The 21,924-nt window shown below is 68.1% G+C and carries 25 protein-coding genes; 20 read left to right on the top strand and 5 right to left on the bottom strand.

All coding sequences use genetic code 11. The annotated features are described in order from the left end of the window. Positions 1–2: 2 nt before the first annotated feature. On the top strand, positions 3–788 hold the full coding sequence (locus I8J32_RS02640) for an NRDE family protein (RefSeq protein WP_200615373.1): 786 nt from the start codon (positions 3–5) through the stop codon (positions 786–788). A 38-nt stretch (positions 789–826) separates the two neighbouring features. Here I8J32_RS02640 and I8J32_RS02635 read toward each other — a convergent pair whose 3' ends face one another. Beyond that, a complete protein-coding gene (locus I8J32_RS02635; RefSeq protein WP_200615375.1) occupies positions 827–1,090 on the bottom strand; it encodes a hypothetical protein in 264 nt (87 codons plus the stop codon). A 181-nt stretch (positions 1,091–1,271) separates the two neighbouring features. Here I8J32_RS02635 and I8J32_RS02630 point away from each other — a divergent pair, with 181 nt between their 5' ends. Beyond that, positions 1,272–2,276, top strand: a complete 1,005-nt coding sequence (locus tag I8J32_RS02630) for a class I SAM-dependent methyltransferase (RefSeq protein WP_200615590.1) — start codon at positions 1,272–1,274, stop codon at positions 2,274–2,276. A gap of 83 nt (positions 2,277–2,359) precedes the next feature. After that, a complete protein-coding gene (locus I8J32_RS02625) occupies positions 2,360–3,064 on the top strand; it encodes a pseudouridine synthase (protein WP_200615376.1) in 705 nt (234 codons plus the stop codon). A gap of 7 nt (positions 3,065–3,071) precedes the next feature. Here the strand turns inward: I8J32_RS02625 and I8J32_RS02620 are convergent, their stop codons facing one another. Both I8J32_RS02620 and I8J32_RS02615 read right to left on the bottom strand, forming a co-directional pair. Then, a complete protein-coding gene (locus I8J32_RS02620; RefSeq protein WP_200615377.1) occupies positions 3,072–3,659 on the bottom strand; it encodes a DUF1415 domain-containing protein in 588 nt (195 codons plus the stop codon). 15 nt (positions 3,660–3,674) lie between these two features. Beyond that, positions 3,675–4,157, bottom strand: coding sequence for a YajQ family cyclic di-GMP-binding protein (locus I8J32_RS02615; protein WP_200615591.1), 483 nt, complete (start codon positions 4,155–4,157; stop codon positions 3,675–3,677). A gap of 285 nt (positions 4,158–4,442) precedes the next feature. Between I8J32_RS02615 and I8J32_RS02610 the strand changes: the two genes are divergently transcribed. From I8J32_RS02610 to I8J32_RS02595, 4 genes are all read left to right on the top strand, one after another. Beyond that, positions 4,443–5,279, top strand: a complete 837-nt coding sequence (locus tag I8J32_RS02610; protein WP_200615378.1) for a hypothetical protein — start codon at positions 4,443–4,445, stop codon at positions 5,277–5,279. 74 nt (positions 5,280–5,353) lie between these two features. Next, positions 5,354–6,166: a transporter gene (locus tag I8J32_RS02605; RefSeq protein ID WP_200615379.1), complete on the top strand. Its 813-nt coding sequence runs from the start codon at positions 5,354–5,356 to the stop codon at positions 6,164–6,166. 244 nt (positions 6,167–6,410) lie between these two features. Beyond that, a complete protein-coding gene (locus I8J32_RS02600; RefSeq protein WP_200615380.1) occupies positions 6,411–6,935 on the top strand; it encodes a DUF1453 domain-containing protein in 525 nt (174 codons plus the stop codon). A gap of 165 nt (positions 6,936–7,100) precedes the next feature. Continuing rightward, the gene (locus tag I8J32_RS02595) at positions 7,101–7,943 is read left to right on the top strand and encodes a DMT family transporter (RefSeq protein WP_200615592.1); all 843 of its coding nucleotides are present in this window, start codon (positions 7,101–7,103) and stop codon (positions 7,941–7,943) included. Between the two features lie 8 nt (positions 7,944–7,951). On the opposite strand, the gene I8J32_RS02590 is transcribed toward I8J32_RS02595, so the two are convergent. Further along, positions 7,952–8,686 (bottom strand): DNA-formamidopyrimidine glycosylase family protein, encoded by a 735-nt coding sequence (locus I8J32_RS02590; protein ID WP_200615381.1) that lies wholly within the window; start codon positions 8,684–8,686, stop codon positions 7,952–7,954. A 20-nt stretch (positions 8,687–8,706) separates the two neighbouring features. Then, positions 8,707–8,913, bottom strand: a complete 207-nt coding sequence (locus tag I8J32_RS02585; protein ID WP_200615382.1) for a hypothetical protein — start codon at positions 8,911–8,913, stop codon at positions 8,707–8,709. A 297-nt stretch (positions 8,914–9,210) separates the two neighbouring features. Here I8J32_RS02585 and I8J32_RS02580 point away from each other — a divergent pair, with 297 nt between their 5' ends. The 13 genes from I8J32_RS02580 to atpD all read left to right on the top strand — a co-directional run bounded on the left by I8J32_RS02580 (position 9,211) and on the right by atpD (position 21,890). Then, complete coding sequence (locus I8J32_RS02580) at positions 9,211–9,987, top strand: DUF2884 family protein (protein WP_245156397.1); 777 nt, start codon at positions 9,211–9,213, stop codon at positions 9,985–9,987. Between the two features lie 69 nt (positions 9,988–10,056). Next, on the top strand, positions 10,057–11,484 hold the full coding sequence (locus I8J32_RS02575) for a dihydrolipoyllysine-residue acetyltransferase (protein ID WP_200615383.1): 1,428 nt from the start codon (positions 10,057–10,059) through the stop codon (positions 11,482–11,484). Continuing rightward, positions 11,484–12,152 carry a hypothetical protein gene (locus I8J32_RS02570; RefSeq protein WP_200615385.1) on the top strand — a complete coding sequence of 223 codons (669 nt, stop codon included), beginning with the start codon at positions 11,484–11,486 and terminating at the stop codon, positions 12,150–12,152. The genes I8J32_RS02575 and I8J32_RS02570 overlap by 1 nt, the downstream gene beginning before the upstream one ends. A gap of 54 nt (positions 12,153–12,206) precedes the next feature. Then, complete coding sequence (gene lpdA, locus I8J32_RS02565; protein WP_200615386.1) at positions 12,207–14,063, top strand: dihydrolipoyl dehydrogenase; 1,857 nt, start codon at positions 12,207–12,209, stop codon at positions 14,061–14,063. A gap of 96 nt (positions 14,064–14,159) precedes the next feature. Further along, positions 14,160–14,861 carry an aspartate/glutamate racemase family protein gene (locus tag I8J32_RS02560; protein ID WP_200615388.1) on the top strand — a complete coding sequence of 234 codons (702 nt, stop codon included), beginning with the start codon at positions 14,160–14,162 and terminating at the stop codon, positions 14,859–14,861. A gap of 321 nt (positions 14,862–15,182) precedes the next feature. Next, the gene (locus I8J32_RS02555) at positions 15,183–15,566 is read left to right on the top strand and encodes an ATP synthase subunit I (protein ID WP_200615389.1); all 384 of its coding nucleotides are present in this window, start codon (positions 15,183–15,185) and stop codon (positions 15,564–15,566) included. Further along, the gene (gene atpB / locus I8J32_RS02550) at positions 15,556–16,431 is read left to right on the top strand and encodes a F0F1 ATP synthase subunit A (RefSeq protein ID WP_200615390.1); all 876 of its coding nucleotides are present in this window, start codon (positions 15,556–15,558) and stop codon (positions 16,429–16,431) included. The genes I8J32_RS02555 and atpB overlap by 11 nt, the downstream gene beginning before the upstream one ends. A gap of 78 nt (positions 16,432–16,509) precedes the next feature. Further along, a complete protein-coding gene (gene atpE, locus I8J32_RS02545) occupies positions 16,510–16,785 on the top strand; it encodes a F0F1 ATP synthase subunit C (protein ID WP_407060982.1) in 276 nt (91 codons plus the stop codon). 82 nt (positions 16,786–16,867) lie between these two features. Continuing rightward, positions 16,868–17,338, top strand: coding sequence for a F0F1 ATP synthase subunit B (locus I8J32_RS02540; RefSeq protein WP_200615391.1), 471 nt, complete (start codon positions 16,868–16,870; stop codon positions 17,336–17,338). Positions 17,339–17,343: 5 nt separating this feature from the next. Further along, positions 17,344–17,871, top strand: a complete 528-nt coding sequence (locus I8J32_RS02535; protein WP_200615392.1) for a F0F1 ATP synthase subunit delta — start codon at positions 17,344–17,346, stop codon at positions 17,869–17,871. Between the two features lie 48 nt (positions 17,872–17,919). Then, positions 17,920–19,470 (top strand): F0F1 ATP synthase subunit alpha, encoded by a 1,551-nt coding sequence (atpA, locus tag I8J32_RS02530; protein ID WP_200615393.1) that lies wholly within the window; start codon positions 17,920–17,922, stop codon positions 19,468–19,470. Between the two features lie 85 nt (positions 19,471–19,555). Then, positions 19,556–20,419 carry a F0F1 ATP synthase subunit gamma gene (gene atpG, locus I8J32_RS02525; protein ID WP_200615394.1) on the top strand — a complete coding sequence of 288 codons (864 nt, stop codon included), beginning with the start codon at positions 19,556–19,558 and terminating at the stop codon, positions 20,417–20,419. Between the two features lie 67 nt (positions 20,420–20,486). Next, complete coding sequence (gene atpD, locus I8J32_RS02520; protein ID WP_200615396.1) at positions 20,487–21,890, top strand: F0F1 ATP synthase subunit beta; 1,404 nt, start codon at positions 20,487–20,489, stop codon at positions 21,888–21,890. Positions 21,891–21,924: the final 34 nt, after the last annotated feature.

The raw sequence follows: 21,924 nt of genomic DNA, 5'->3' as shown, positions 1-21,924 counted from the left end.
GGATGTGCCTGATCGCAGTCGCCTGGCAAGCCCACCCCCGTTTCGCGCTGGCCCTGATCGCCAACCGCGACGAGTTCCATGCGCGCGCCGCGGCACCTGCGGGCCCATGGCCGGACGCGCGGATCCATGGCGGCCGCGACCTGCAAGCCGGCGGCGCCTGGCTGCTGGCCTCCACCACCGGTCGCCTGGCGGCGGTGACGAACGTGCGCGCAGGCCGCGATGCACCGCCGGCACCGCGGTCGCGCGGCGCCCTCGTGAATGACTTCGCGGCCGGGACGGAGCCGGCCGCCGCATTCACCGCCAGCCTCACGCCGATCGCGCCCGAGTTTGGCCGCTACAACCTGCTGGCCTGGGATGGCAGCGAACTCCACTTCGCCAGCAACCATCCGCAGGCACACACGCATGCCGTGGCGCCAGGCATCCACGCCATGTCCAACGGCGCCTTCGATGCCGCCTGGCCGAAGAGTGGGCACGCCACGCGCGCGCTGCGTGCGTGGCTGGATTCCCCGTCGTCCATGCAGGCCGTGGACGTGTCCCGGCTGGAGCCGCTGTTCGCGGCGCTCTCCGACACCACGCCCGCGCCCGACGCCGCGCTTCCCGACACCGGTGTCGGCCTGGAGATGGAGCGCTGGTTGTCGCCGCCCTTCGTGCGCGGCGAGCGCTATGGCACGCGCTGCAGCACCGTCGTGCTGGTGGGTGAGGGAAGCATCGCCTTCGCCGAGCGTCGCTTCGGTCCGGATGGCCGGCCGCTGGGCGACAGCTTCGAGCTTCTGCCGGTCGGTCGTTGAGGCGGGCCCGTGGGGCGGCCAATGCTGGCCGGGCGGGCTCAGCGTGCCATCAGCGCAGGGGTGGCCTGGAAGCGGCTGGGGTACCGGCGTTCGTCGCTGACATTGCTGACCATCTCGTCCGCGAGTTCCGGGGAGGCATAGACCGCGTAGGCGATCTCACCTTCGTCCCGCAGGCCCACATGGTGGAGGCGATAACGCGAGTGGCCGCCGCCGGTGTTCTCGGGGTAATGCAGCGGCGGGCGATCCACGCTCAGATCGAGTTCGCTGTTGTCGACCGTACCACCGACGAAAAGGGCTCGCATGGACAGATCCTCGTGCTATGGACAGCGCCGATGATGCCCGCGGCGGTGTTGGTCCCACGTTAAATATCGGGATTTCCTCAGGAAATCGGGCGGAATCGCGCGCGGCCGCATAGAATCCGTACACGTTCAACGGATGCCCTGCGTGCTGCCCGACGGTACCGATCCCGCGCTGGAAACCCTCATGCTGCCGATTGTCGACGGTCCGCTGGACTGGCCGGCGGACGGCGCGCTGTTCCTGCGCGCACGCGACGGCTGGCCGCTGCACCAGCGTGCGTTCCCCGGCCTGTTGTGCGAACAGACCTTCCGGCCGGAGGCTGACCGCCTGGCGCGATCGGGCCTGGCGCTGGCCGATGCGGACGGAGACCTGTCACTGCAGAGCCTGGTGCTGGTGTTGCCGCCGCGCCAGCGGGACGAGGCGCGGGCCCTGTTCGCGCGGGCCGTGGATCGTGCGCGTCCGGGTGGGCGCGTGCTGGCCTGCGTAGCCAACGATGAAGGCGCGAAGTCGGCGCAGGCCGACCTCGCCCGCCTGGCCGGGCCGTTGGGCCAGCTGTCCAAGCACAAGTGCCGCGCGTTCTGGACTGCGCCGCTCGCGCAGGAGGGCGTCGACGCGGAGCTGCTGGCGCAATGGCGCCAGGCCGATGCGCCGCGGCCGATTGCCGACGGCCGCTTCCACAGCCGCCCGGGCCTGTTCGCATGGGACCGCATCGACCCCGCCTCGGCCTTGCTGGCCCAACATCTGCCGACCACGCTGCGCGGCGAGGCGGCCGACCTGGGTGCGGGCTTCGGCTTCCTGTCGGCGGAGCTGCTCGCGCGCTGCGCGGGGATCACTTCGCTGGACCTGTACGAAGCCGAGCGTCGCGCCCTCGACCTGGCGCGGCAGAACCTGGCCGCCCTGTCGTCGAAACCGATGGGCTTCCACTGGCATGACGTCACCGTTGGCCTGGGGCGCGCGTTCGACGTCATCGTCAGCAATCCGCCATTCCACGCACAGGGCCGCGCGGACCGGCCGGATATCGGACGGCGCTTCATCGCCGTCGCCGCGCAGGCATTGCGTCCGGGCGGCGAGCTGTGGATCGTGGCCAATCGCCATCTGCCGTACGAGACCGCGCTGCAGGAGCACTTTCCGCAGGTGCGCACGGTGGTGCAACAGGGTGGATTCAAGGTGGTCCACGCGCGCCGCCCCTGATCCCCGCCCGTCCCGCCCCCCGAGCGACCCACGTCGCTGGCCACAACCGCCCGCCACCCGGAACCGTCGCGGACCCAGACCCCATGAAACTCGTCAAGCTCATCGCCAACCTTGGCTACGGCAGCCGCAAGGACGTCCAGTGGATGTTCCGCGAAGGCCGCATCACCGACGCCGACGGCGAGGTGCTCTACGCCGACGACCAGATCGATTCCACGCGCATCCGCATCGATGGCGAACCGCTGGATCCGCCGGCGGGCCTGTTGCTGATGCTCCACAAGCCGGTCGGCTACACGTGTTCCACCAAGGATCCCGGACGGGTGGTGTATGACCTGCTGCCGCCCCGCTACCGACTGCGTTCACCGCTGCTGTCGACCGTTGGTCGGCTGGATCGCGATACCAGCGGCATGCTGCTGATGACCGACGACGGCCTGCTGCTGCACCGGATCGTCTCGCCGAAGGCGCAGCTGGCCAAGGTCTACGAGGCCACGCTGGCACAGGACCTGCGCGGTGACGAAGCCGGTGTGTTCGCCAGCGGCACCCTGCTGCTGGAAGCGGAGACCACGCCACTGGCGCCGGCGCAGATGCAGGTGCTGGGCCCGCGCCACGCGCGGTTGACGCTCACCGAGGGGCGTTACCACCAGGTGCGGCGCATGTTCGCCGCGGTGGGCAACCACGTGGAGGCGCTGCATCGCCCGCGCATCGGCGGACTCGACCTTGCGGACCTGCCGGCCGGGCAATGGCGAATGCTGGACGACGCCGACCGCACCCGGTTGTTCGCAGGCGGCTGAGCGGCAATCAGTCCGGCGCGCGCTCGTCGTCCAGCAGCGCCCGCCAGCCGGCGTGGCCAAGCCGGCGCAGCGTGGCCAGGTTGCGCGAGACGATCGCGTCGGGATCGGGAAACGCCTCCACCGCCCGTGCGACGCTGCGCTCCCTCAGCAGGTGCAACATGGGCCAGGGCGAACGGTTGGTGCAGTTGTCGATGTCGTCGGGCGCTGTGCCAGCGAAGCGGTAGTCCGGATGGAAGCTGGCCACCTGCAACTCGCCCTCCAGCCCGCATTGCGCGATGGCGGCGTCGGCCACGTCGAGAAAATCGTTGTAGTCGTCGAACGACTGCAGCACATGCGGATGCACGATCAGCGTGGTGTCGGTGAGGGCGGGGTCGGCGCTCGCCAGTGCCTCCAGCTCATGCACCAGGTCCTCGCGTAGCGCTCCGGCGGTCCGCGCCGTGCTGAGCACGAAACGCACCTGGTCGCGCACGTACACCGCCTTGGCGAACGGGCACAGGTTCAGGCCAATGACCGCGCGCTCGAGCCAGCGGCGGGTGTCGGCGATCGGATCGCATCCGGGCCCCGGCCCGGATGCCTGCTGGCGCGGACCGCTCACGCGGGCGACGCGGCGTCAGTCACGGAAATTGTCGAACTGCAGCGGCTGTTCGAACTCCACGCCGCGCAGCAGCGCCATCGCGGCCTGCAGGTCGTCGCGCTTCTTGCCGTTGACGCGCAGCTTGTCGCCGTTGATCTGGCTGTCGACCTTCAGTTTGGCGTCCTTGAGCGTGCCCTGGATCTTCTTCGCCAGTTCGCGCTCGATGCCCTGCTTGACCGTTACCTTCTGGCGCGCGCCGGCCAGGTTGGTCTCCACGTCGCCGAATTCCAGGCAGCGTGCGTCGATGCTGCGTGCGATCAGCCGCGCGCGCAGGATGTCGGTCATCTGCTTGAGCTGGAAGTCGCTGGGCGCCGACTGGGTGACCACCTTGTCGTCCAGTACGAATTCGGCCTCCACGCCCTTGAAGTCGAAACGCGTGGCCAGTTCACGGTTGGCCTGGTCGATCGCGTTGGTGAGTTCGTGGAGGTTGACTTCCGAAACGATGTCGAAGGAGGGCATGGGCATGGGCCTGCGGGCGGGGCCGCGAGGGTAGCGCAAGTCGCGGGAGGTGGGCCACGGCGCAAGCCCGTGGGCGGCATCACAGTTCTCGCCCAATACCGGACCGCCGGCCCCGCGGGGGATCTGGATGCCTGTGTCGCCGAATTGAGGCGCAGGTCACGGGCTCCAGCGACTTCCCGAAATCGCGCCTGAATGCCGAACCTGAATAGCACCTGCCGCATTGCGTCACCCTCCTAGGATCCAGGGGCAGCCGCATTGGCGGCGAACGTCGAGGGAGAGAGATTCATGGCCGCAAACAAGACCCACCTGTTCATGGCGCTGAGCGCCGCCCTGCTCCTCATCGGTGCTCCGGCGCTGGCGCAGGACGCGCCGCCCGATACCGTGGAAGACGGAGGCGTGCCGCGCGACCGCCTGGTCGACGAGTACGCCGACACGCTGTTCGAGGGCGACGAAATTGCCGCCGGCGAGGCGGTGACTGCCCTGCGCACCGGCGGCGACTTCACCGTGACCACCACGGTGACGCGCCAGGTCACCAATCCCGATGGCACGCCGGCGACCAACCCCGACGGCACGCCGGTGATGGAGACGGTGGCCATCGAATCCCTCGTCCCCAATCCCAATGGTCCGATGGGCTGGGGCGAGGTGGATCATTCGCTGGGCCTGGCCGAGGCGATGGTCGAAAACGGCAGCGCGCTGTCGATGGAAGAGGCCCTGCTGGGCGAGGCGGTCACCACGACCGTCACCAATCCCGATGGCACGACCACCACCACCACGACCTACGGCGGCGGCCTGCTCGACATGCGCGCCGACGGCATGGGCTGGGGCCAGATCGCCAAGGAGCTGGGCTTCAAGAGCCTGGGCGAAATCAAGGGCAAGGGCAGTGCCGGCGCCTCCGCGCAGGGCGGAACCCAGGTGGCGACGAAGAGCGGGCGGGGTGGCCATGGTGTCGTCGCGAAGGCCGACGCGAAGGGGCACAAGGTCGAGCGTCCGACGGGCAAGGCCGACCGCGCGTCCAAGCCTGACCGCGTGGCCAAGGTCGATCGTCCGCAGAAGGTCGAGCGGCCCAGCCGTCCGGAGCGTCCGGAACGCCCGGCCAAGCCCGAACGCCACGGCCGTCCCTGATCGCCCAGCCAGCGTTGTGCACGCGGGCACCTTGACCGGTGCCCGCTTTGCGTTCCCTCCAGCAGGAATATTCGATGAAGCGTTTTGCAGCATGCCTGTGCGCACTTGCCGTCGCGGGCGCCGCGCAGGCCGAAGATGGTTTCAGCCTCGGCGTCGGCGCGGACTACAGTTCCGGCGACTACGGCAGCGACACCACGACCCGGATCCTCTCCATCCCCGTCTCCGCCAAGTACGAGTCGGGTGACTGGACGTTCAAGGGCAGCCTGCCCTGGATGCGGGTGGACGGCGATGCGAACGTCGTGCCTGGCCTGGGCACCGTCAACAACAGCAACCCGAACGGCCGCGGCCGCGGCAACGGCAATGGCAACAACCCGAATCCGAACCCCGATCCGACGGCGCCCACGACCGGTGTCACCTCCGGCATCGGTGACCTGCGGCTGTCGGCCACCTATGCCATCCCGACCCAGGGCAACTGGGGCGTGGACCTGACCGGCAACGTCAAGCTGGCCACTGCCGACGAAGACAAGGGGCTGGGCACGGGCGCGAACGATTACGGTGCGGCCGTGGACGTCTTCGGCACGGTGGGTGGCAGCACGCTGTTTGGCGGCGTCAGCTACAACGTGCTGGGCGATTCGGACTTCATCGACGTCGACAGCGTGTTCGCCACCAACCTCGGCGTGAGCCGCCCGGCGGGCAACAGCAGCTACGGCGTGATGTACGACTGGCGCCAGGCCGCTTCCGACGACTCCGATGACCGCAGCGAGATCACCGGCTTCTTCACCATGCCGGCAGGCGATGCGAGCAAGGTGCAGCTGTACGGCACCGCCGGTCTCAGCGACGGCAGCCCGCAATGGGGCGTCGGAGTGAACCTGACGACCCGGCTGTGATGTGTCGTCCGGGCGAAAGCCCACATGTACGCGGTGACGTCCAGGGAGGCATCCCGCGGAATTGCCGCCATGCGATCCCGAAAATGGCATCCCGATGCCGCGATGGCTTCGCCACGCTGATCACGTGAGGCTGCCGAAGCCATCCGGCAGCTAGACTGCGTTGCAGCCGGGCACCACCGCGCTGTCGGTGCCTGCGCTTCGATCGCGCCGTGGTGCCGGGCCATCCACTCGCGGATCCGACCCCATGCCCGTGCTGCTCCTGCTGCCGCTGCTCGTCCTGCTGCTCGCGGCGCTATGGGCCCTGCTGCTGCCGGTCGCGCTGGTGCAGCGCTACCGCACCGGACGCGCACGACGGCGCGCAGTGCGCTGGGCGATGGGGCTCAATGGCGCGCTGCTGCTCGTCTCCACGGCGGTCTTTTTCTTCAGCGCCTGGCTGGCCGGCCACTGGGTGGCGATGGCAGTGCCGTGGGCCGCGTGCGGCTGGGTGGCGGGGCTTCTGGTGGGCCTGGCCGGTGTCGCGTTGACCCGCGTCGAGCGTGGGCCGCCCGTGGATTACTACACGCCCAACCGCTGGCTGGTGCTGGGCGTGACCGTGGTGATCGCCGTGCGCATCGGGGTGGGGCTGTTCCGGGCCTGGCAGGCCTGGCGCGTGGAGGCCCATGCGAGCTGGCTCAGCCAGCAAGGCAGCCTGCTCGCCGTCGGCGGCGCGTTGCTGGGCTATTACCTCGCCTACAACTGGGGCATGCGCCGGCGCCTGTTCGGTCGCTAGGTCCTGCCAGAGGGCCGCGTGGGCTTGCCAGCACGTGGGCTCCCGGGCAGGGTGTGCTGCTTCGGGCAGGAGCGAGCGATGCAGCCACCAGGAAGCGAAGCAATGAACGACAGGTCCGTCCCTCCCAGGCCGATCGGACAACAGCCGCTGCGCGGGGCGATGTTCATGCTGGCCGCAGTGCTGCTGTTCTGCCTGATGGACGCCGGCCTGAAGCTGCTCAGCGCGCACTACCCACCGTTCCAGGTGGCCACGCTGCGCGGCGCGTCCTCGCTGCCGCTCGTGCTGGCCTGGGCGCTGTGGACGGGAGGCCTGCGGCCGCTGCTGCGCGTGCGCTGGTCCCTGCACATCATGCGCGGCGTGCTGGGCATCGCGATGATGGCCGGCTTCGTCTACGCGCTGCGCACGCTGCCACTGTCGACGGCTTACGCGATCTTCTTCGTGGCGCCGCTGATGATCACCGCGCTGTCGGTGCCGTTCCTGGGCGAGCACGTGGGCCCGAGACGATGGACCGCCATCGCGATCGGGCTGGTTGGCGTGATCGTCGTGCTGCGGCCCACCGGCGAAGGCATGATGAGCCTGGCCGGGCTGGCCGTGGTGGTGGCCGCGTTCGGCTATTCGGTGTCGGCCATCACCGTGCGCATCATCCTGCGCACCGACAGCACGCAGGCGCTGATGGTGTGGCTGCTGGTGTTCATGGCGGCCGGCGCAGGCGCGTTGGCCGCGCCCGACTGGGTCGCACTGCGCGCGCAGGACGCCTGGCTGATCGCCGGCATCGGCGTGGCCGGCGCGCTGGGCCAGTACACCATCACGGAAGCCTTCCGGCTCGGGGAGGCCTCGCTCATCGCGCCGCTGGAGTACACCGCGCTTGTCTGGGGCGTGATGCTCGATGCCACGCTGTGGGGCGTGCTGCCCGATTCGGTCACCTGGCTGGGCGCTGCGATCATCGTGGCCAGCGGCCTGTACCTGCTGCGCCGCGAGCGCGTGCACACCGAGGCCGAGCATCCCTGACAGGGCGTTCACTCGTAGCGCTTCTGGCACAGATCGCACCAGAACGCCCGCCGCTGGGCGCGTCCCAGTTTCGCCCTGAAGGCCAGCCGGCTGCCGTCGCGGGGGCAGTGGGTCTTCGTGTGCACCTGGTAGTGCTTCTTCAGCACGAAATCCTTCTTCCAGCGGTAGAAGTCGAAACTGTAATCGCGCGCCTGGGTCACCAGCTCGCCCCGCTTGCGCGACGACAGCGCGCCCACCGTGCTCAGTGGATGCACCCGGATGCGATGGAGGACTTCGTTCTTGATGATGTTGCCGCAGCCGGCGAACACCTCCTGGTCGAGCAGGATGTCGCAGGCCAGCGCGTCGCGCCGCGTCAGCAGCTTTCGCCGTGCCGCCGCCGCATCCCACTGCGGCGACATGACGTCGGCGCTCCAGTCGTAGACGGCGTCCAGATCGCCTTCGACATAGCGCAGCGAACAGGCGTAGAAATTCAGCTCGCCGTTGGCGAAGGCCAGGCTCAGCCGCGGCGCCGCCTCGCGCCGCTCATCGATGCGCCAGCTGCCGAACAGCATGAAGTGGACGCGCAGGGTGAAGCCGTCGAAGCACAACAGGAAATGCTTGCCCCAACTGCGCACTTCCCGCAGCGTGCGACCGCGCATGCGCGCGAGGTCCAGGCGGCTGTTGCCCGAGACCTCGCGGACTTTGCGCCGGGCGAAGCGGGCGGCGGCTTCGCGCAGGAGGACGATCGAGGGCCCTTCGGGCATCCGTCCCGATCCCGCGCCGATCAGCCGCTGGCGCTGGCGCTCGTGCTGGCGTTGAGGGCCGCGCTCAGGGCGGCGTCACCGCCGACGAAGTCCCGCCAGCGGAGCTCCTGGCCATTGCGCCGGCCCTTCTCGACCAGCTTCAGGCCGTCGCCGTCGATGGTGAGCGTGTAGGCTTTTTCGTTGATCTCGATCTCGCGTCGGATCGGCTTGTCGAGCTTGGTGGTCATCGGCGCCTCCACAGTGTCCTGGACGCCGCAGGCTAGCGGGCAAAGGGAAAGATTCCGTGAAGATCCCGTTCACGCCAGCCTCCCGGAGCCTGAATCCAGGGGGTGACGACCGCCACCTCCACCCCCGGACGGCCTCCGGCGCCCGAACGCGGAAGAGTGCGCATCCGCCTCGTCGCGGGCCGCTGACGGCCGTCCAGGTGCGGCGCACAATGGTCTGCGCGAACACCCGGGAAAACGTCTTTCAAGCTTCCGCTATCTTGGTCTCGATGGCCTTGCGTCGCGCTGCTCGGCCTGCTGGTGCTCGCGCCCGCAGCGCTCGCCGGCGCTGCAGAGGTCGACCTTCATTGCGACATCGACAGCGACTACGACCTCACGCTCAACCAGCGCAGCCTCATCCTCACGCGCGCGTCCGGCACGCCCCGCGCGCTGGTGATGCGACAGGGAAGGCTGTTCGTCGATGACGAATGGGTGCAACTGGGCGCCGCCGACCGCGAGCGGATCAGCCGTTTCGAACGCGACATGCGCGCAACCATGCCGCTGGCCCAGGCGATCGGCGCCGAAGCGGTGGACATCGCGTTCGCGGCTCTGGGCGAGGTGGCGACCGGCTTCAGCAGCGATCCCCGGTCGACCCGGGCCACGCTGGACCAGGCGCGGCGCGAGCTGGACGCGCGCCTGTCGCGCTCGGTGAGCGCCAACCGTTTCGACGACGAGGCCCTGGGGCGGGGCATCGGCGAGGCGGTCAGGGATGTACTGCCCACCCTGTTGGGCGACATCGTCGGTGGCGCGCTGGCTGCGGCCTTCGGTGGCGACACGCAGCGGCTGCGCCGCCTGGAGAACCTCGACGCCCGCATCGAGGACGCGATCCAGCCACGAGCACGGGCGCTGAAGGTGCGTGCGCAGGATCTGTGCCGGCGGATGCGGGCGCTGGACCGCATTGATGACGATCTGGAATATCGCCACCAGGGCCGGAAGCTCGACCTCCTGGAGGCGCGCGTGGTCGAGCGGCCCGCGACACCACACCGCGAAGACACCCCGCGCGCCGGCACCGATTCGCCCGAACCGCGACCGCGGTAGCGTCGCGCCGGTTGGCGCGCCTGCTCCCAGCCGCCACAATAGGGTCTTTCGCGCATTGCGGAGCCTCACATGGCTGAGCTGAAGGAAGCACGCGTCCCCGACATCGGCAATTACGATGGCGTGCCCGTGATCGAGGTGCTGGTGGCCGTGGGCGACCAGGTCAAGCAGGACCAGGGGCTCGTCACGCTGGAATCGGACAAGGCCACGATGGAAGTCCCCGCGCCGTTTGCCGGCGTGGTGCGCGAGATCAAGGTCAAGATCGGCGACAGCCTCGCCGAAGGCAGCGTGGTGGCGCTGATCGAGGCCGCCGACGCCGCGGCGCCCGCTGCGGCTGACAAGGCCGCTGCAGCGCCGCCGTCGCCGCCCCCGGCCGCTGCGCAGGCACCCGCGGCAACGGCTGAAACCGGCGCCCGTGTCGAGCCGGTGGCCGTGGCGCCGCAGGCCGACAAGATTGCGCAGCGCTCCATCGAAGCCGCGGCACCGGCCGCCATCGACGGCCGTCCCGGCCTCGACCCCGAGGCCTCGCCACCGCGCACGCCGCCGGTGGCCTTCACGGCCGACGAGCTGATGCCGGACAAGGTTCCCTACGCCAGTCCGGCGGTGCGCCTGTTCGCACGCGAACTGGGTGTGGACCTGGCCCGCGTGACCGGCAGCGAACGCAACGGCCGCATCAGCAAGGACGATGTCTCGCGCTTCGTGAAGTCGGTCATGGAAGGTGGCGCTGCCGCGACCGGCGCCGCGCCGTCCGCCGGCGGCGGCCTCAATCTGCTGCCCTGGCCGAAGATCGACTTTGCCAAGTTTGGCGAAGTGGAGACGCGCGAGCTGACCCGCATCCAGAAGATTTCCGGCGCCAACCTCGCCCGCAACTGGGCGATGATCCCGCACGTCACCCAGCATGACGACGCCGACATCACCGACCTGGAAGCGTTGCGCGTCGAGCTCAACCGCGAGAACGAAAAGGCCGGCATCAAGCTGACCATGCTCGCGTTCCTGATGAAGGCCTGCGTTGCGGCACTGCGCAAGTATCCGACCTTCAATGCCTCGCTCGACGCCAGCGGCGAGAACCTGACCCTCAAGAAATACTTCCACGTGGGCTTCGCCGCCGACACGCCCAATGGGCTGGTGGTGCCGGTGGTGCGCGACGTGGACAAGAAGGGCGTGCTGCAGATCGCACAGGAAACCTCCGAGCTCGCGAAGAAGGCCCGTGACGGCAAGCTGGGCCCGGCCGACATGCAGGGTGGCTGTTTCTCGATCAGCTCGCTGGGTGGAATCGGCGGGACTAGTTTCACGCCGATCGTCAACGCCCCGGAGGTCGCCATCCTGGGCGTGTCCAAGTCGGCGATGAAGCCGGTGTGGAACGGCGAAGCGTTCAGCCCCAGGCTGGTGCTGCCGCTCTCGCTGAGCTACGACCACCGCGTCATCGACGGCGCGGCGGCCGCCCGCTTCACCGCGTACCTCGCGCAACTGCTGGGCGACATGCGCCGGGTGCTGCTGTGATGGCGCGCCAGAAGGCCAGCCTGGCCGCTGCGTTGTGCGCCTTGCTGATGCTGGCGCCGGCGGCCCATGCCGATGACGACACTTGCCGACTTGCGCTGGGCCGCGGCTGGCCGCCGGCCACCGAGAACTACGGCACCGCGGTGGAGACACTGTTTGCAGGGTCCACGCCGGCGGCGCTCAGCGTGACCGTGCTGCCCAAGGTGGGCGCCGAACGCGCGGTGCGGCTGATGCCCGACCCGGCCGGCGGCGACTGGACTCTGCGCTTCGCCGAGGCCGACGAGCGCGTGCGCGCGTGGGTGGACGGGCAGCTGATGCTGCGCACCACGCAGGCGCCCGAGGTGCGCGACGTGCCGATTCCGGCGACGGTCGCCAAGCGGCTGGTCGAGGAATGGCGCGCACTGCTGGCCGGCGCGGCGCCGCAGGAAAGTTCCGCGCCCTTCAGCGAGGACGATGCCTGGGTGTTCGTTGCCGGCGACCTGCGCGTGAGTGGCCTGGAGCCCGGTTGCGACGTCGGAGAGTTGCTGCGCGACGAGATGGACCTGCTGATCGAGGCCACCGACGAAGGACCGGAGAAGCGCCAGCGCCGCTGGCGCGCACTGGATGCGTCGCTCAACCGCCTGCGCCGCATGCGCGAGGCATATACCGGTTCGGTCGCCAACGCGCCCTGATCCTCGTGTCGCCGGCCTTTGCCGGCGACCCTGCACAACGTATGGATGCCGTCCATGGCCAACACCATTGAAGTCAAGGTTCCCGATATCGGCGGTTACGACGATGTCCCGGTGATCGAACTGCTGGTCGCCGTGGGCGACACGGTGAAACGCGATCAGGGCCTGGTCACGCTGGAGTCGGACAAGGCGACGATGGAAGTCCCGTCTTCCGCGGCCGGGCGGATCGTCGAGCTGAAGGTGAAGGTCGGCGACAAGCTGTCCGAAGGCAGTGTGGTTGCCATCCTGGAGTCGCAGGGCGAGGACGATGCGCCCGTCGCAAAGGCGGCAACAACGGACGCCGCGAAGACGGCCGCTCCCGCGAAGGCCCCCGACGCCCCGCCGCCCGCCAAGCCCGGGCAGGACCGCAAGGAGGCCGCGCCGCCGCCCGTAGCGACGCCCTCCCAGGTCACCGGCCCGCAAGCCGCACCCGCGACCGGCCGCAAGGCCGACGTCGAATGCAGAATGCTGGTGCTGGGCGCCGGTCCCGGCGGCTATACCGCCGCGTTCCGCTCGGCCGACCTGGGCATGGACACGGTCCTGGTCGAGCGCTATGCCTCGCTCGGCGGCGTCTGCCTCAACGTGGGCTGCATTCCGTCCAAGGCGCTGCTGCACGCGGCCGCCGTCGTCGACGAGGCGGCGCACGCGAAGGACTACGGCATCGACTTCGGCGCGCCGAAGATCGCCCTCGACACCCTGCGCGAGTACAAGGGCAAGGTGGTCGGCCAGCTGACCAAGGGTCTGTCCGGCATGGCCAAGCAACGCAAGGTGCGCGTGCTCACCGGCGTCGGCCGCTTCGTGTCGGCCAACGAGATCGAAGTCGAAGGGCAGGGTGGCACACAACTGGTCCGCTTCGAGCAGTGCATCATCGCCGCGGGGTCGCAGGCAGTGAAGCTGCCGGGCTTCCCCTGGGACGACCCGCGCGTGATGGACTCCACCGACGCACTCGAGCTGGCCGATATCCCGAAGACCCTGCTGGTCGTCGGCGGCGGCATCATCGGCCTGGAAATGGCCACCGTCTACCGCGCACTGGGTTCGCAGGTCACGGTCGTGGAATTCATGGACCAGCTGATGCCGGGTGCCGATCCGGACCTGGTCAAGCCGCTGGCCGACCGCCTGAAGAAGCAGGGCGTCGCCGTGCACCTGGGCACGAAGGCCGCGGGCACTACGGCGAAGAAGGCTGGCATCGAGGTGAGCTTCGAGAGCGCCAAGGTTGGCACGAAGTCGTCGATCGACACGCAGGTATTCGACCGCGTGCTGGTCGCGGTGGGCCGCGCCCCCAATGGCGGCAGGATCGACGCGGCCAAGGCCGGCGTGCAGGTCACCGACCGCGGCTTCGTGCCCGCCGACCGCCAGATGCGCACCAACGTGCCGCACATCTTCGCCATCGGCGACATCGTCGGAAACCCGATGCTGGCCCACAAGGCGACGCATGAGGGCAAGCTCGCCGCCGAGGTCGCGTTCGGCGAAAAGAAGGAATGGGTGGCGCGGGTGATCCCGTCGGTGGCCTACACCGATCCCGAGATCGCCTGGGTCGGCGTCACCGAGACCGAGGCCAAGGACAAGGGGCTGAAGGTCGGCGTCGGCAAGTTCCCGTGGGCAGCCTCGGGACGGGCGATCGGCATCGGCCGCACGGAAGGTTTCACCAAGCTCATCTTCGACGAAGCCACGCACCGCATCGTCGGCGGCGGCATCGTCGGCGTGCACGCGGGCGACCTGATCAGCGAAGTCGGGTTGGCCATCGAGATGGGCTGCGAGGTCCATGACATCGGCCACACCATCCATCCGCATCCCACGCTGAGCGAATCGGTGGGCATGGCGAGCGAGGTGTACGACGGCACGATCACCGATCTGTACATCCCGAGGAAGAAGTAAGCCGGCGACGCCGCGGCGGCAAAGCTGCGTCGTGCCGGCGCGCCCGGCGCACGCTTTCGCCTCTGCTTAAGCTTTGTCTTCGGGTGGAGGGCGAACATGCGCACGTTGGGTCTGCTGGGCGGGATGAGCTGGGAATCGACGGTTCCCTATTACCGGATTCTCAACGAACGCGTGCGCGACCGGCTGGGCGGGCTGCACTCGGCCAGGATCCTGCTCTACAGCGTGGACTTCGCGGAGATCGAACAGATGCAGCACCGCGGCCAATGGCACGAGGCAGGGGAGCTGCTGGCCGCGGCCGCCAGTCGACTAGAGCACGCCGGCGCGGACGCGATCGTCATCTGCACCAACACCATGCACGCGGTCGCATCGCAGGTGGAGGCCGCAACCGCGGTACCCCTGCTGCACATCGCCGACGCGACCGCCGGGCGCATCACCGCGGCCGGACTGGCCCGGGTCGGCCTGTTGGGGACGCGATTCACCATGGAGCAGGCGTTCTACCGCGAGCGGCTGGAAGCGGCGGGCCTGGAGGTGCTGCTGCCCGACGCCGCAGCCCGTGAGCGCATCCATGCCGTGATCTACGACGAGCTCTGCCGCGGCGTGATCGAGGCCGGGTCGCGCGAGTATTTCCGCGGGGCCATCGCCGCCCTCGTGGTGCAGGGGGCGCAGGGCATCATCCTGGGCTGCACTGAGATCGGACTGCTGGTGGGCCCGGACGATGCGCCGGTCCCGCTGTTCGATACCGCGCGCATCCACGCCGAGACGGCGGCGGACTGGGCCATGGAGCCTGCGGCGGCGTAGCGGCGCGCTAGGGCGGGCGGAAATCCGGGAAGCCGGAAAAGACGAAGCCCCGGCCTCGGAACCAGGGCTTCGCAGGCCTGCACGATCGACGAGGAAGAAGCAGGCCTTGCCGGGTCTGACCCGGTGATTCCGGAAAGGTTCCGTGAACGGGGCAGGGCAGATCGTCCTGGCGGAAGCGCCTCGGGACAAGGCTCGCTGGCCTCCCCGCCCGCCCGTGACCCCCGCCTTTTCGCGGTTGCCCGGGAAAATCCCGGCCTGCTATACTTTTGCGGCTCCACTGGGCCATTTTCGCCCGACCCCCGCTTACGACGAGTCCCGCGCGTGCACGATCCCATCGCCGCGGGCCGCCGATCGGCGCTCAGAGCGGTGGCGGTCCAGGCCGCCGGCGCAGCGTTGATCGCGCTGGCCTTCCTTGCGCAGGGGCCGCGGCATGCGCTGGGCGCAGCGGCCGGTGGAGCGGCAATGGTGCTGGCAAGCGCCTTTGCCGCGCGGATCGCCCTCAAGGGCATCGTGACGGCACGCGTGGCATTTGCGCGTCTGTTGCTGGCCGAGGTCACCAAGTGGTCGGTGGCGTTGGCGGGATTTGTGATCGCGTTGGGGGTGTGGCGCTTGCCGCCGCTGCCCACGCTGATCGGATTGGCGGCCAGCTTGCTGGTCTACCTCGTGGCTTTGAATTTTGAAGGCAGGATCAAGCGTGAGCGCTGAAAGTGCAGAAGCCGCGGCAGGCGGACAGACCCAATACATCCAGCACCACCTCCAGTTCGCCCGGATGAAGGTCGGCGAGAGCGATTTCATGACGCTCAACCTGGACAGCATCTTCTTCTTCGTCCTGCTTTCCTCGATCTTCCTGTTCTTCTTCATCCGTACCGCGCGCAAGGCCACCGCCGGCGTGCCGGGCAAGTTCCAGACCTTCGTGGAGATGGTCGTCACCTTCGTCGACGGGCTGGTGCGCGAGACCTTCCACGGCCGCAGCAAGCTGATCGCGCCGCTGGCCGTCACCATCTTCGTGCTCGTGTTCCTGATGAACTTCATGGACATGCTGCCGGTCGACTTCCTGCCGTGGGTGTGGAGCAACGTCTACGCCGCCGCCGGCCACGATCCGCACCACGCCTACCTGCGCACGGTGCCGACCGCCGACCTCAACACCACCCTGGGCATGGCGCTGGGCGTGTTCCTGCTGATCCAGTTCTTCGGCATCAAGCACAAGGGCCTGGCCACGTTCGTCAAGGAAGCCTTCACCGCGCCGTTCCACGCGGAAGGCACGGTGATGAAGATCCTGCTGGCGCCGGTCAACCTGCTGCTGCGCCTGATCGAAGAAGGCGTGCGCCCGGTTTCGCTGAGCCTGCGACTGTTCGGCAACATGTATGCCGGCGAGCTCATCTTCATCCTGATCGCCGTGATGACGCTCGGAGCGACCCTGTCCTCCGGAATGACCTACGTCATGGCGCCCGTGCAGTTCATCGCCGGCTTCGTCTGGACCGCGTTCCACGTTCTGGTGATCACGCTGCAGGCCTTCATCTTCATGATGCTCACGGTCGTTTACCTGAGCATGGCGGCCGAGAGCCACTGATTTCCGCCGCAAAGATTTCGCTTCACCCTTTCGATTCATCCACCCACTGATTCAACAGTTTCACGTACGGAGAGCACCATGGAAAACGCAGCCCTTATCGCCGAAGTGATGAAGTTCACGGTCATCGCCGCTGGCCTCCTGATCGGTCTCGGCGCCCTCGGCACCGGCATCGGCTTCGCCATCCTCGGCGGCAAGTTCCTGGAAGGCTCGGCCCGCCAGCCGGAGCTGACCCCGATGCTGCAGACCAAGATGTTCATCGTCGCCGGCCTGCTCGACGCGGTGCCGATCATCGGCGTCGCCATCGCGCTGCTGCTGCTGTTCGCCAACCCGTTCATCGCGGCGCTCGGCGCCTAATTCGCGTCCGGCAACACTCGCGAAGCAACGCGGTCAAGGCAATCGCCGACGGCAGCCGCCGTCGGTGTCAGGAGCAGGAACCATGCTACCCAACCTCACTCTCGTCATTCAGGGCATCGCCTTCTTCGCGGTCGCCTGGCTGGTGATGAAATTCGGCTGGCCGCACATCATGTCGGCCATCGAGGAACGTCAGCGCAAGATCGCTGAAGGCCTCGCCGCGGCCGACAACAGCCAGAAGGCGCTGGCCCAGGCGCAGGAACAGGTCAACGACGAACTCAAGGTCGCCCGCACCAAGGCGAACGAGATCATCGAACAGGCCCACCAGCGCGCCAACCAGATCATCGATCAGGCCAAGAACGACGCGATCGCCGAAGCCAACCGCCAGAAGGCAGTGGCCGAAGCCGAGATCGTTGCCGCGGCCAACCGCGCCAAGGAAGACCTGCGCAAGCACGTGTCCGCCCTGGCCGTCACCGGCGCGGAGAAGCTGCTGCGCCGTGAGATCGACGCCAACGCCCACAAGGCGCTGCTCGACGAACTCGCTGCCGAGATCTGAAGCCGATGAGCCAGGCCCTCACCCTCGCACGTCCCTACGCCCGCGCGGCCTTCGCGCTGGCGCGTGACGCCGGTGCCTACGCACACTGGTCGAACGCGCTGGCATTCGCCGCGCGCGTGGCGGCCGATCCGCAGGTCGCCGGTCTGCTCGGCAGCCCGCGCCTGACCCACGCCGACGCGGTCGACCTGCTCGCCATCGATGGCGCCACCCAGACCATGCGCGACTTCGTGGCCCTGCTCGCCGACAACCGCCGCCTCTCGCTGCTGACCGAAATCGCCGGTCTGTTCGAGGAGCTGCGCGCCGAAGCCGAGCGCGTGGTCAAGGCGCGCGTCACCTCGGCCAGCGTGCTGGGCAACGGTGAACTCGAGGGCATCCGGGCCGCGCTGGTCAAGCGCTTCGGCCGCGACGTCGAGATCGAGTCCGCGGTTGACGCCTCGCTGATCGGCGGCGCCGTGATCGACGCCGGCGACGTGGTGATCGACGGCTCGCTCAAGGGCAAGCTCGGTCGCCTGCAGGCCGCTCTGGCCAACTAACGCTTTTCATTTATCCACCGGCGGCGACGCCGGTCTGAGGAACCACCGATGGCTACCACGCAGCTCAACCCGTCCGAAATCAGCGAACTGATCAAGACCCGCATCGAGAAGGTCAAGCTGGCCGCCGAAGCGCGCAACGAAGGCACCGTGACCTCGGTGTCCGACGGCATCGTGCGCATCCACGGCCTGGCCGACGTGATGCAGGGCGAAATGATCGAGCTGCCCAACGCCACTTTCGCGCTCGCGCTGAACCTGGAGCGCGACTCGGTCGGCGCCGTGGTCCTGGGCGACTACGAACACCTGCGCGAAGGCGACGTGGCCAAGACCACCGGCCGCATCCTCGAAGTCCCCACTGGCCCGGAAATGCTCGGCCGCGTGGTCAACGCGCTGGGTGAGGCCATCGACGGCAAGGGCCCGATCGACGCCAAGACCTCGGCGCCGGTCGAAACGATCGCTCCGGGCGTGATCTGGCGCAAGTCGGTGTCGCAGCCGGTGCAGACCGGTTACAAGTCCATCGACTCGATGATCCCGATCGGCCGCGGCCAGCGCGAGCTGATCATCGGCGACCGCCAGACCGGCAAGACCGCGGTGGCGATCGACGCGATCATCAACCAGAAGCACTCCGGCATTAAGTGCATCTACGTCGCGATCGGCCAGAAGAACTCGACCATCGCCAACATCGTGCGCAAGCTCGAAGAGCACGGCGCGATGGCCTACACGACCGTCGTGGCCGCCTCGGCCTCCGAATCGGCCGCGATGCAGTACATCGCGCCGTACTCGGGCTGCACCATGGGCGAGTACTTCCGCGACCGCGGCGAAGACGCGCTGATCATCTACGACGATCTGTCCAAGCAGGCCGTGGCCTACCGCCAGATCTCGCTGCTGCTGCGCCGCCCGCCGGGCCGCGAAGCCTACCCGGGTGACGTGTTCTACCTGCACAGCCGCCTGCTCGAGCGCGCCGCCCGCGTGTCCGAGGAGTACGTCGAGAAGTTCACCAACGGCGCCGTCAAGGGCAAGACCGGCTCGCTCACCGCGCTGCCGATCATCGAAACGCAGGCGGGTGACGTGTCCGCGTTCGTGCCGACCAACGTGATCTCCATCACCGACGGCCAGATCTTCCTGGAAACCGACCTGTTCAACGCCGGCATCCGTCCGGCCGTGAACGCCGGCGTCTCGGTGTCGCGCGTCGGTGGCGCCGCCCAGACCAAGATCATGAAGAAGCTGTCGGGCGGCATCCGCATCGCGCTGGCCCAGTACCGCGAGCTCGCCGCGTTCGCGCAGTTCGCCTCGGACCTGGACGAAGCCACCCGCAAGCAGCTCGAGCGCGGCCAGCGCGTCACCGAGCTGATGAAGCAGAAGCAGTACGCGCCGATGTCGGTCGCCGAGCAGTCGCTGTCGATCTACGCCGTGGACAAGGGCTACATGGACAACGTGCCGGTCGCCAAGATCGGTCCGTTCGAAGCCGCCCTCCACGCGCACTTCGCCAACAACTACGGCGACATGATGAACAAGATCGCCACCACCGGCGACTGGAACGACGACCTCGAGGGCACCTTCAAGAAGGGCATCGAGGAATTCGTGGCGACCGGCACCTGGTAACTGCGATCAGTGGGCCCCAGGCCCACCGTCGCGGTGAAGTTGGATTTCGAATGGCGGGCTTGAGCCCGCCCTACCGAGAAGAAAGATGGCAGGCGGACGCGAAATCAAAACCAAGATCAAGAGCGTGCAGAACACCCGCAAGGTGACGCGCGCGCTCGAGATGGTCTCGGCCTCCAAGATCCGCAAGGCGCAGGATCGGATGAAGCAGTCGCGCCCGTACGCGCGCGCGATGAAGCAGGTTATCGGACATCTGGCCCAGGCCAATTCCGAGTTCCAGCACCCGTACCTGGTCGAGCGCAAGGATGTGAAGCGCGTCGGCTACATCATCGTGTCGTCCGACCGCGGCCTGGCCGGTGGCCTCAACAACAACCTGTTCCGCAAGCTGCTGGGCGAGATCCGCCAGTGGGGCGAGAAGGGTGTCGAGGTCGACGTGGTCACCATCGGCCAGAAGGCGTCGGTGTTCTTCCGTCGCATCAAGGTCGAGATGCTGGCCACGGTCACCCATCTGGGCGACGTGCCGCACGTCGAGCAGCTGGTGGGCGTGATCAAGGTGATGCTGGATGCGTATTCCAGCGGCAAGGTCGACAAGGTCTTCCTGACCTACAACGACTTCGTCAACACCATGACCCAGCGCGCCGCCTTCGACCAGTTGCTGCCGCTGCCGGCGTCCGAGCAGCAGGTCGCTCACCACGACTGGGACTACATCTACGAACCCGACGCGCAGACCGTGCTGGAGCACGTGCTGACCCGCTACATCGAGTCGCTGGTGTACCAGGCGGTGCTGGAAAACGTCGCCTCCGAACACGCGGCCCGCATGGTCGCGATGAAGGCGGCGTCGGACAACGCCACCAAGCTGATCGGCACCCTGAACCTGGTCTACAACAAGGCCCGGCAGGCGGCGATCACCCAGGAAATCTCCGAAATCGTCGGCGGCGCGGCCGCGGTCTGAACACCCGTTCAGAGCCTGCGGCGCACCAACACATCAAGTTATTACGAGTTATCAAGAGGCTATGGCAATGAACCAGGGCAAGATCGTTCAGATCATCGGCGCGGTCGTCGACGTTGAATTCCCGCGCGAGCACGTGCCGAAGGTGTACGACGCACTGAAGGTGCAGAACACCGACATCACGCTGGAAGTCCAGCAGCAGCTGGGCGACGGCGTCGTGCGCACGATCGCCCTGGGTTCGACCGACGGCCTCAAGCGCAACCTGCTCGCCGACAACACCGGCAGTGCCATCTCGGTGCCGGTCGGCATTGGCACGCTGGGCCGCATCATGGACGTGCTGGGCCGCCCGATCGACGAGGCCGGTCCGGTCAAGGCCGACACCACGTGGGAAATCCACCGCGCCGCGCCGTCGTACGAGGACCAGTCCTCGTCGACCGAGCTGCTGGAAACCGGCATCAAGGTCATCGACCTGATGTGCCCGTTCGCGAAGGGCGGCAAGGTCGGCCTGTTCGGCGGCGCCGGCGTGGGCAAGACCGTCAACATGATGGAACTCATCAACAACATCGCGACCGAGCATTCCGGCCTGTCGGTGTTCGCCGGCGTGGGTGAGCGTACCCGCGAAGGCAACGACTTCTACCACGAGATGCAGGAGTCGGGCGTCGTCAACGTGCAGGAGCACGAGAAGTCCAAGGTAGCGATGGTGTACGGCCAGATGAACGAGCCGCCGGGCAACCGCCTGCGCGTCGCGCTGACCGGCCTGACCATGGCCGAGTACTTCCGCGACGAAGGCCGCGACGTGCTGCTGTTCGTCGACAACATCTACCGCTACACGCTGGCCGGTACCGAAGTGTCGGCGCTGCTCGGCCGCATGCCGTCGGCGGTGGGCTACCAGCCCACGCTCGCCGAGGAAATGGGCGTGCTGCAGGAGCGCATCACCTCGACCAAGACCGGCTCGATCACCTCGATCCAGGCCGTGTACGTGCCCGCGGACGACCTGACCGACCCGTCGCCGGCGACCACCTTCGCCCACCTCGACGCCACCGTCGTGTTGAGCCGAAACATCGCCTCGCTGGGCATCTACCCGGCCGTCGACCCGCTGGACTCGACCTCGCGCCAGCTCGATCCGAACGTGATCGGCAACGAGCACTACGAGACCGCCCGCCGCGTTCAGTCCACGCTGCAGAAGTACAAGGAACTGAAGGACATCATCGCGATCCTGGGCATGGACGAGCTGTCGGAAGACGACAAGCTGGCCGTGGCCCGCGCCCGCAAGATCGAGCGCTTCTTCAGCCAGCCGTTCACGGTGGCCGAGGTGTTCACCGGTTCGAAGGGCAAGTACGTCCCGCTGAAGGACACGATCCGCGGCTTCAAGGGCATCGTGGACGGCGAGTACGACCACCTGCCGGAGCAGGCGTTCTACATGGTCGGTTCGATCGAAGAAGCGGTCGAGAAGGCCAAGAAGATCGCGGCCTGATCGGCCCCTGGGCGGGCCTCGGCCCGCCTTTGCG

Origin of the sequence: Lysobacter solisilvae, assembly GCF_016613535.2 — a bacterium.
Taxonomy (GTDB): Bacteria; Pseudomonadota; Gammaproteobacteria; order Xanthomonadales; family Xanthomonadaceae; genus Agrilutibacter; species Agrilutibacter solisilvae.
Note: the sequence above shows the minus strand (reverse complement) of the source record. Positions and strands in the feature narration are given on the sequence as shown.